The 6237-nt window shown below is 63.8% G+C and carries 7 protein-coding genes; 2 read left to right on the top strand and 5 right to left on the bottom strand.

The genetic code is table 11. The annotated features are described in order from the left end of the window. Positions 1-32 precede the first annotated feature (32 nt). Positions 33-1433, top strand: coding sequence for an FAD-binding oxidoreductase (locus tag VMR03_RS08205; RefSeq protein WP_325404081.1), 1401 nt, complete (start codon positions 33-35; stop codon positions 1431-1433). A 3-nt stretch (positions 1434-1436) separates the two neighbouring features. Here VMR03_RS08205 and VMR03_RS08200 read toward each other — a convergent pair whose 3' ends face one another. Then, positions 1437-2102 (bottom strand): DUF1345 domain-containing protein, encoded by a 666-nt coding sequence (locus VMR03_RS08200; RefSeq protein WP_325404079.1) that lies wholly within the window; start codon positions 2100-2102, stop codon positions 1437-1439. A gap of 130 nt (positions 2103-2232) precedes the next feature. Between VMR03_RS08200 and VMR03_RS08195 the strand changes: the two genes are divergently transcribed. Next, positions 2233-2415 carry a CsbD family protein gene (locus VMR03_RS08195; RefSeq protein ID WP_325404077.1) on the top strand — a complete coding sequence of 61 codons (183 nt, stop codon included), beginning with the start codon at positions 2233-2235 and terminating at the stop codon, positions 2413-2415. Between the two features lie 70 nt (positions 2416-2485). Here VMR03_RS08195 and VMR03_RS08190 read toward each other — a convergent pair whose 3' ends face one another. Genes VMR03_RS08190 through VMR03_RS08175 form a run of 4 tightly spaced genes read right to left on the bottom strand, consistent with a single transcriptional unit; the run spans position 2486 to position 6176 of the window. Continuing rightward, positions 2486-3625: an ABC transporter permease gene (locus tag VMR03_RS08190; RefSeq protein ID WP_325404075.1), complete on the bottom strand. Its 1140-nt coding sequence runs from the start codon at positions 3623-3625 to the stop codon at positions 2486-2488. Next, positions 3622-4575, bottom strand: a complete 954-nt coding sequence (locus VMR03_RS08185; RefSeq protein ID WP_325404073.1) for an ABC transporter ATP-binding protein — start codon at positions 4573-4575, stop codon at positions 3622-3624. Before VMR03_RS08185 ends, VMR03_RS08190 begins: the two co-directional genes overlap by 4 nt. A 3-nt stretch (positions 4576-4578) precedes the next feature. Next, entirely contained in the window at positions 4579-5547 is a 969-nt protein-coding gene (locus VMR03_RS08180; protein WP_325404071.1) for an HlyD family secretion protein, read from the bottom strand. Then, positions 5544-6176, bottom strand: a complete 633-nt coding sequence (locus VMR03_RS08175) for a TetR/AcrR family transcriptional regulator (RefSeq protein WP_325404069.1) — start codon at positions 6174-6176, stop codon at positions 5544-5546. Before VMR03_RS08175 ends, VMR03_RS08180 begins: the two co-directional genes overlap by 4 nt. Positions 6177-6237 lie beyond the last annotated feature (61 nt).

Raw genomic sequence — 6237 nt, 5'->3', positions numbered from 1 at the left:
CGGGAAGGATAATCTGGCCGGCGGAGGAACGCATGGCTGAAATTGCTGCAATCCCGGGCGCAGACGAAAAGGCGGGAGCCATCGCCGCGCTGCGTACGCTTCTCGGCGAAAGACTGACGACATCGCTTCCTTTGCGCGAGGCTCATGGACGCGACGAGAGCTGGCACCCTACGGTGCCGCCGGACGCGGTCGCCTTCGCGACATCGACGCAGGAAGTCGCCGACATCGTCCGCATCTGCGCGGCGCATCGCTTTCCGGTTATTGCCTTCGGCACCGGCACGTCGCTCGAGGGCCATATCTCGGCGCCGCATGGCGGGCTGTCGCTCGATCTCTCCCGCATGAACCGCGTTCTCGAGGTCAATGCCGCCGATCTCGACGTGCATGTCGAGGCGGGTGTCACGCGCAAGGCGTTGAACGCCCATCTGCGCGACATGGGACTCTTCTTTCCGATCGACCCCGGCGCGGATGCGAGCCTCGGCGGCATGGCGGCGACGCGCGCCTCGGGCACCAATGCGGTGCGCTACGGCACCATGCGCGAGAATGTGTTGAACCTCACTGCCGTCATGGCCGACGGGCGCATCGTGCGCACGGCGCGGCGCGCGCGAAAATCGGCGGCGGGCTACGATCTGACGCGCCTTCTCGTCGGTTCGGAAGGCACGCTCGGCATCATCACCGAACTGACGCTGAGGCTTTACGGAATCCCGGAAGCGATTTCCTCCGGCGTCGTCTCTTTCCCGGATTTCACGGGCGCCATCGACGCGGTGATCGAAACGATCCAGTCCGGCCTGCCGATCGCGCGCATCGAATTCCTCGACGAGGTGCAGGTGGCCGCCTGCAACCGCTATTCGAAACTTTCTCTCCCCGAGACGCCACTGCTTCTGGTCGAATTCCACGGCAGTGAAAGTTCGGTCGCGGAGCAGGCGGAGCGCTTCGGCGCGATCGCGGCAGAACATGGAGGCGGCGATTTTGAATGGGCGGTAAAGCCCGAGGACCGCACCAGGCTCTGGGAAGCGCGGCACAACGCGCTTTATGCGGCGCTGGCGCTTCAGCCGGGAAAGATGGGGCTGATTACCGATGTCTGCGTGCCGATCTCGCACCTCGCGGAGGCGGTCGCCGGCACGAAGGACGATCTCGGATCCTCATCGCTGATCGCACCCATTGTCGGCCATGTGGGCGACGGAAATTTTCATCTCATCATGCTGGTCGATCCGCTGAATGAGAGCGAACTTGCCGAAGCGCAGCGGATTCACGACCGCATGGTCATGCGTGTGCTTGCCCTCGACGGCACCTGCACCGGCGAGCACGGGATCGGCGAAGGCAAGATGAAATTCCTCAAGGCGGAACACGGGCAGGGCGTCGCCGTCATGCGTGCGATCAAGCAAGCGCTCGATCCGTTGAACATCCTCAATCCCGGAAAGATGTTCAGCCTCTGAGCATCACTTCACGAGATTGACGACGATGTTGACCCCGAGCGCGATCAGCACCGTGTTGTAGAAAAACGAGATGAGGCCGTGACCGAGGCTGAGCCGGCGCATGCGCGTCGACGTGACTTGCGTGTCCGATGTCTGTGCCGTCATTCCGACGACGAAGGAGTAGTAGAGAAACTCCCAATAGGTCGGCTCCTTGGTGCCGGGAAAATCGAGACCGCCCGTATCGACGCGCGCCTTTCCGCTGCCGGAGCCGATGTAGAAGACATGGCCGTAATGCGCGGCCATCACGGTATGAAGCGTCAACCATCCGAGAAGGACGCTCGCAAGCGCAAGGACGAGGTGAAGCCATGCGAGCGTCGCGCCGGTGTTGAGAATGACGAAGATGTTGCCGAGGCTCAGGACGACGGCGGCGATCGTGATCATGAGGATGAGAAAGATGCCTTCGTCTTCATATTCCGACTTCCTCCGCAGATGCTCGGGCTTCATCGGTATCATGCTGGTGAGCATGAGCGTGAGATAGAGCGCGTAGGCGCCATCGCCGGCGATCGACAAGCGCAGCGGTGCCGGAAAGGCCTTGAGAGCGCCGGTGCCGAACCAGAGGACGAAGCCCGCTAACACCGAAACATAAAATCGCAGATGATGACGGATATGCGTGACGACGGCGTTCGACATTTGTCCTCTCCCGTTGCTCCGGAGCAATCTATCCGCTTTCGCGAAGTTTCGCGTCGGGTTTCGCACCCTTTTTCGGGTTCGGGCGTTTTACTCGCAGGACCAGACAGCTGTGTTCAAAGGAGTATCTCGAATGGACAAGGACAGGATCGAAGGCACGGCCAAGCAGGCCAAGGGCGCCGTGAAAGAGGCGGCCGGCAAGGTGACCGGCGACGCGAAGCTCAAGGCCGACGGCAAGCTCGACAAGGTCGAGGGCAAGGTGCAGAACGCCGCGGGTTCGGTGAAGGATTCCGTGCGCGACGCTGTCGACCGCTGATCGCGCATAACTTGCGAAGTGAATACGAGGCCGTCGCGAAAGCGGCGGCCTCAATTCCTGTCGGGCGAGGTCAGTCGAGCGTCTGGCGATAGCGGTTGAGGGCGACGAGTGTCGCCGCGAGGAAGAAGAGCACGATGGCGCCGGTGTCCATCTGGATGTCGGCGACGCCGTTTCCTTTCAGCAGGATGCCGCGGATAATGCGCAGGAAGTGAGTGAGCGGAAGCGTCTCGCCGATCCATTGCGCCCAGGTCGGCATGCCGCGAAAGGGAAACATGAAGCCCGACAGGAGGATCGAGGGCAGGAAGAAAAATACCGCCATCTGCACCGCCTGAAGCTGGTTGCGCGCGAGTGTCGAGAAGGTGAAGCCGACGGCCAGATTGGCGGCGACGAAGATCAGCAAAACGACCGAGAGCAGAAGGAGGCTGCCGATCATCGGCACCTCGAAGAGAAAGCGCGCGGCGGCGAGCACCAGCGCCGTCTGGATGTAGCCGACCATGATGTAGGGCACGATCTTGCCGAGCATGACCTCCAGCGGGCGCACCGGCATGGTCAGCAGATTTTCCATCGTGCCGCGCTCGACCTCTCGCGTCATGGCGAGCGCGGTGAACATCACCATGGTCATGGTGAGGATCACGCCGATGATTCCGGGGACGACGTTGTATTGCGTCCGGTTCTCGGAGTTGTAGCGCGGATGGACGACGAGGTCGAGGGGCGCCGACGCCGGGACCCTGTTCGCGAGAGGGCCCGTCAGGTCGCGGTTCAGGGCCGTGGTCGCGAGCAGGCGCAAGGCGGCGATGGCATTGCCTGTGGCGGCCGGATCGGTCGCGTCGGCGTCGAGCAGGATTTGCGGACCGGCGCCGCGCACGACATCGCGGGAAAAATTCGGCGGAATTTCGATCACGAACTGGACGGTCCCGCGCCGGATCAGCGCCTCGGCTTCCTCGCGCGTTTCGGGTCGTTCCGCGATCCTGAAATAGTCGGTGTTCTCGAGCGCCGCGAAAAGCGTTCGCGTGAAGACCGAGTGGTCCTGCGCAAAGACGGCGGTCGGCAGATGCTTCGGATCGGAGTTGATCGCGTAGCCGAAGAGCAGGAGTTGCATGATCGGCACGCCCAGCATCATCGCGAAGGTGAGCTTGTCGCGCCGCATCTGGATGAACTCCTTGCGGATCAGCGCGGCGAGGCGATGGAAGTTGAGGCGGTCTCCGATCATGCGAAATTGTCCGGTGCCTGCTTCATCATCAGGATGAACACGTCTTCAAGCGTGGGCTCGTCCTGTCGCCAGGAAAGGTCGCGCTCGTTCCTGTAGGGCGCGATGCCGCGTTCGAGCGCCGCAGGGTCGAGCCCGCTCACATGCAGCGTCGCGCCGAACGGCGCCACCATGTCGACGCCGTGTCTGCCGGTCAGTTCGCGAGCGAGCGCACCGATACGTTTTTGCGAGGGGCCGGAAACGGTCCAGGTCGCGAGGCCCGACTGGTCGATCACCTCCTGCGCCGTGCCGCGCGCGAGCAGATGGCCATAGGCGAGGTAGCAAATCTTGTGGCAGCGCTCGGCCTCGTCCATGTAATGCGTGCTGACGAGGACGGTGAGCCCATCGGCGGCGAGCGCGTGAATCTCGTCCCAGAACTCGCGCCGGGCCTTCGGGTCGACACCGGCCGTCGGTTCGTCGAGCAGAAGCAGCTTCGGCTTGTGCATGATGCAGGAGGCGAGCGCGAGGCGTTGTTTCCAGCCGCCGGAAAGACTGCCCGCGAGTTGGTCGGCGCGACCCGTGAGATTGAGCTTGGCGAGCGTCGCCTCGACGGCCTCGCGCCGGTCCGTCAATTCGTAGATGCGGGCGACGAAGTCGAGATTCTCGCGGATGCTCAGATCTTCATAGAGGCTGAACTTCTGCGTCATGTAGCCGACTTCGAGCTTGATGCGCGGGCTCTCCGTCAGAATGTCGTAGCCGAGACAGGTGCCGTGCCCGGCATCGGGCGTCAGCAATCCGCAGAGCAGACGGATGGTCGTCGTCTTGCCGCTCCCGTTCGGTCCCAGGAAACCGTAGATCTCTCCCTTCGCCACCTGCATGTCGACATTGTCGACGACCTTGCGCCCGCCGAAGCTTTTGGTGAGCCCTTCGACGTCGATGGCGAGTTCGCCTTCGAATGGCGCGGCGTCGGCCATCGCTCACTGTGCCTTTCGGAGCGAGACGCGCACCGGCTGGCCCGGATGAAAGGCTTCCGGCGTCTTCTCCGGCCAGGCTTCCGCCATGTAGACGAGCTTCGCCTGCGATTGCTCGCTGTAGATGACCGGCGGCGTGAATTCGGCTTGAGACGAGATGAAGCGTATGCGGCCGGTGAGGCCCGCCGGGCAACCGTCGCAGGCGAGCGACACGGTATCGCCGACATGGACGCCGCCAAGTTCGGGCTCGGGAACGAAGAAACGGACCTTGATGTTCTCCGGCGGCAGCACGGAGACGATGGGTTGCGTCGCGTTGGCGAATTCGCCGACGCGGAAATAGACGTCCTCGACCGTGCCCGCTTGCGGCGTATGTCCCTCGCGACGCGAAAGGCGCCAGTTCGCCTGATCGAGCACGCCCTGCGCGGCCTTGACCGCGGCCTCGGCGGCGTCGATCTCGTCCTGCCGCGCGGCGAGTTCGCCGGTGACGAGCTTCGCATCGAGTTCGCGGACACTGGCCGCCGCCGCGTCGCGGGCGGCCTTCGCGCTGTCGAGCGCGGCCTTCGAGACGTTGCCGTTCGCGAAGAGCTTCTGCGCGCGCGTGTAGTCGAGCGAGGTCTTCTGAAGGTTCGCGGCGGCGCTGGCGCGGGCGGCCTTGATCTGTTCGAGCTCCGGCGCGCGCAAGCCCTTCAGAAGATTCCGATAGGTCGATTGCGCCTGCGCGAGCTGCGCCGCCGCCTGTGCCTGCGCGGCGACTTCGGCGGTCTGGTCGAGCTGGAAGAGCAGGGCGCCGTCGGCGACCTTGTCGCCGCGCTTCACCGGGATCGCATCGACGGTGCCGCCGTCGATCGGGCCGACGCGCACATACTCGCCTTCGGCATAGCCTTGCCAAGTGCCTTCCGGCCGGCCGTCGCAGGCGGCGAGTAGGAGCGCGGCCCCGCACACGGACAAGAGGGAGTGGAGGTTAATCCGGATCACTGGACCACCTCCTTGTCCGCGGCGAGGCCGCGCAGGACGAACTCGAAATGGCTGGGCAGGAACTTCTGCGGATCGGTTTCCGGCATGGGACCGAAGACCTCCTGGATGAGGCGGTTCATGAGGATCGGGAAGATCACGCTTTGCGCGGTGGTCAGCGGATCGCAGGGACGGAACTCGCCCCTGTCGATGCCGCGCTGAACGATCCGCGCCACGTTGCGCAATCCGCGAAAAGCGATCTCGTCGCGATAGAAGGCGGCGATGTCGGGAAAGTTGCCGGCTTCCGAAAGCACGATCTTGATGATCGCGCCGATTTCCGGGATGCCAACGACATCGCGGAGCGTGCGATGGAGGCCGGTCAGCAGCTCGACGGTGCTGCCCTGATAGCCGTCGATCAGGCCTTCGATGGCGCCGAGGCGGGGACTCGCGATCTCGCGTACGATCGCCTTGAAGAGCTCGGCCTTGCTGTCGAAATAAAGATAGATGGTCGCCTTGCTGACGCCGGCGGCCTCGGCCACGTCCTCGAGCCGCGTCGCCGCGAACCCACGTTCAGAAAAAAGCTTCAGCCCCGCCGCCATGATCTCGGCGGGCCGGGCTTCCTTGCGGCGCTGACGTCTGGGCTGCGCCGCCATCGGCGCCCTCCGTGACCGGTATTAATAACTGACCAGTCAGTTATTAAATGGAGCGAGTCGC

Origin of the sequence: Parvibaculum sp. (assembly GCF_035511255.1) — a bacterium.
Classification (GTDB): Bacteria; Pseudomonadota; Alphaproteobacteria; order Parvibaculales; family Parvibaculaceae; genus Parvibaculum.
This window is presented reverse-complemented; position numbering and strand designations above follow the sequence as displayed.